Source organism: Desulfomarina sp., from assembly GCF_054039375.1.
The window spans coordinates 1-3,215 of sequence record NZ_JBPLBA010000219.1 but is presented as its reverse complement, the minus strand read 5'-3'; the positions used below and the strand labels follow the sequence as shown (position 1 = coordinate 3,215).

Sequence of the window (3,215 nt, the reverse complement as noted above, 5' to 3'; positions counted from 1 at the left end):
CCTTTTCACGGTTCTCTTTGCTGCAGAGTTGTTAAGGCCCTGGCAAAATCAAAATTTTCCAGGTGATGTCTGATTTTTATTATCAGTTTACGGTCTTTTTTAGCGAGTTCTGTATTTTCGAGCTTTTCCAGCAGGGGGCGGCATTTCAGTATCCTTTCTGTTTTCAATTCCCTGGCAAGTTCCTGAAAAAGTACGGTTATTTCACGGGGTGAAAGAATTGTACCGGTGAAAGATGGTTTTTCATGGGATGACTGTTTCGTAATATCTTCAAAGACTTCAGTTAAAAGTTCGATAAATTGTTCAACCTGTATGGGAGTGAATTCCTTTTCAAGTTTTTCGGCCTGGTTGTAAAGAGCGGAGGCACCTATGTTTCCTGCCAGTCCTTTGATGGTATGAATTAGTCTTTCAGCCGCAGTTCTGTCTGTGGTCTGGAGATGCTTCAGGTCTTCCCCGGCATTTTTGAAATTGACAATGAAATCATTGAGAATTTTCCGATACAGTTTTCTGTCGCCGTTGAAGTGAACCAATCCTTTATTGATATCCAGAGTTGTATATAACGAAGTTTCGCCTGTTGTGGATTGTTCTGCTTTTTCAGTCAGATGCCTTGTGTCGGCAGGAGAGAGATATTTCAGGATAATTTTGAAAAATTTTTCAGGGACAAGCGGTTTTTCCAGAATGTCATCCATTCCACTGGATTTGATCTTCCTGATGTCCTGGATCATTACATTGGCCGTCAGGGCAATGATCGGCAGGTGCGGGTCAATTTTCTTTATCAGTTCAGATGCTTCAAAGCCATCCATGACCGGCATCTGGATATCCATCAAGACAAGTCCATAATGCTGTCGTTTTTTACTTTTTACCATGGTGACAGCTTCCAGACCGTTTGTGGCGATATCAATGGATATTTCGTTTTCTCCCAGAAGTGAGAGGACAATATCCCGGTTCATTTCATTGTCTTCAACCAAAAGAATCGAGGTGTCATGAAATGATTCATTGTTACAGGCAGCAAGAGCCAGGGGTTCAGTTTTTTCACATGGGTTCAGCATCTCAGGGGCAAAGACCGTGAATATAACACTGTCAAGCATGGACGGAGTGACAGGTTTAGTGAGAAATATTTCTATACCGGCCTTCCTGGCTGCGTCGACCAGGTGCTGTTGTCGAAAGGCACTGATCATCATAACTGTTGCCTGTCTCCCAACCTTGTGGAACCGGTTGATTTTTTCAGTGGTGGAAATGCCGTCCAGGCCGGTCATTTTCCAATCCATGAGAATCAGGTCGTAGCATGATGTCATGTGCTCTACCCTCTCCACAGCCTCTTCCCCGCTTGCCGCTTCATCGATGTGAAAATGATATTTTTCCAGAAGCTTTCGCAGGCAGGTTCGCCAGGCCGGGGTATCATCCACTATCAGGATCCGTTTATCTTCGAAAGTGACTGGCGTTGATCTGCTGTTCTGTTGTTCATGGAGATTTACTTCAAAAATAAAACTGCTGCCTTTTCCAAAACTGCTTTCAACCCAGATCCTGCCACCCATCAGTCCAACAAGTTGTCGGGATATTGCCAGTCCCAGGCCGCTGCCTCCGTATTTTCTTGTGGTTGATCCGTCCGCCTGGGAGAAGGGTTGAAAGAGTTTCTGCTGCTGTTTTTCGCTCAGCCCTACTCCGGTATCCCGTATTTCAAAACGGTATGTCGATGTTTCTTTTTTGCTGATAATAATTGAAACTTCACCCTGTTCGGTAAACTTGATTCCGTTATTGACAAGATTGATAATGATCTGGCCCAGTCTCAGGGGGTCACCATGGAGATATGGATTAACTTCTCTGCCACATATAATAATCAGGTCAAGATTCTTTTCCCTCGCCCGGTATTCAACGATATTGACCACATTATCGATGACCTCGTAGAGGTTGAAATTGATCATCTCGAGTTCCAGTCTGTCCGCTTCTATTTTTGAGAGATCGAGGATGTCATTGATAATGCGCAGAAGTGACGTTGACGCCGAAGATATTTTTTCCAGGTAGTTCTTCTGTTCCAGAGTCAGCTCTGTATTGGACATCAGGTAAATCATGCCGGTAATACCGTTAAGCGGGGTTCTGATTTCGTGGCTCATATTTGCCAGAAAGATACTTTTTAACCGGGTGGCGTTTTCCGCTTTTTTCTTTTGTTCTTCCAGCTCCCTTGTTTTCACCTGTACTTTTTTATCCAGGTTTTCGATATTATCTTCAATGGTATCAAGCATACTGTTGAACGATTTTGCCAGAATACCGATCTCGTCATCTTTCTTGAAATCGGCCCTGTTTGAGTAATCGCCGGCGGCTGCTTTCCTGGCCAGTCGTGAGAGAGTTGTTACAGGAGAAAGAAGTTTTCTGAAAAAGAAATAGCTTACCAGTACGCCAAAAATCAGAAGGATTGTACCGATGAGAAGAATGGTGTTGGCAAGACTGCGGGACGTATCTCTTAAGTCATCCACATAGGCGGATGATACGATATACCAGTTCAGTTCCGGCAGGAATTCGATCCAGGAGATCTTTTCATAGATATAATTACCTTTGTCTGTCGGCGTATCCCATTTGTAATACAGGGTCCCTGAGTTTCGGGATGCCTGAACAAGATCGTCAAATATTTTTGTGTGTTTTCCCGGGTTTTCAAGATTTTTGAAATTGGTGCCTTCGATATTGTCATTCGGGTGAATGAGCATCTTTCCATCAGAGTTAAAGATATAAAGATACCCTGTGGTGCCGATCTTTGTCTCCCGGACAATTGATCGCAGCTGGGTCATCAGTTTTTGTTTTCGTTTGTTTACCTGGGTGGTGATATCATTGGTATAGACACCGGTTCCCACGATGATTTTCAGTTCGGGGAAATTTTTTGAATAGGTCAGTTTTTTATACGGCTGGCTGTCCGGACTGTTTTTTTTCCACCAGTAGCTATGAAATCCCTGTCCCTGGCTGCGCGCAATCTGAACCATGGGGGGAATGATAAGGTTTCCTTTTATATCCCGGACGTGTGAAAAATCCTGGCCCTGGAGGTAAGGATGTGCCAGGAGAATATTATTATAATCGGCGATAAAAAAATAATTATCTTTGTCGTACTAAAGTTTAGAGTTTCACATTTATTTCCATCATTACGATGGAGGTGGATTTTTCTCCACTATATTGCTCTTTGACATCATATATTCTTGTTTTCCAGGGCAAAAGCCTCTATTCGGCTCTGATCC

Annotated in this window: 1 protein-coding gene and 1 pseudogene; both read right to left on the bottom strand. The window is 43.4% G+C overall.

The features are described 5' to 3' along the window. Positions 1-5: 5 nt before the first annotated feature. Positions 6-1,919 (bottom strand): hybrid sensor histidine kinase/response regulator, encoded by a 1,914-nt coding sequence (locus tag ACXLDX_RS12395; protein ID WP_457577499.1) that lies wholly within the window; start codon positions 1,917-1,919, stop codon positions 6-8. Positions 1,920-1,949: 30 nt separating this feature from the next. After that, positions 1,950-3,077 (bottom strand): annotated as a pseudogene (locus ACXLDX_RS12390) (cache domain-containing protein); the annotation flags it as partial. Positions 3,078-3,215 lie beyond the last annotated feature (138 nt).